Genomic DNA, 283 nt, shown 5'->3' with positions numbered 1-283 from the left:
AGCCATATCTGGAAGCCGTTACTGCACGAAGTGGCCAGCGGTTCGTTGGACACCAGCACCGACGGCGTGGCTTATAGTGCCCATGGGGCAAAGCATTATTACCAGTTTCAGCACGGTGAAATGATTGGGCTAAATGCCCAGAGCAAAAGTGTGCGCCTGGCCGCCATGTTCGATGAAGAAGGCCGTGTGGTGGTGCCAGAGCGCGAGCTGGCTTATGACACCCTGATTATGGCTATTGGTAGCGTATCTAACGACTTTGGCACACCGGGTGTGGCTGAGCACT

Annotated in this window: 1 pseudogene; it reads left to right on the top strand. The window is 55.1% G+C overall.

From position 1 onward, the window contains the following. Positions 1–283, top strand: a pseudogene (locus tag J0A66_RS23105) (NAD(P)/FAD-dependent oxidoreductase); the annotation flags it as partial.

The sequence above is a fragment of the Bowmanella dokdonensis genome (genome assembly GCF_017254865.1).
Lineage (GTDB): Bacteria > Pseudomonadota > Gammaproteobacteria > Enterobacterales > Alteromonadaceae > Bowmanella > Bowmanella dokdonensis.
This window is presented reverse-complemented; position numbering and strand designations above follow the sequence as displayed.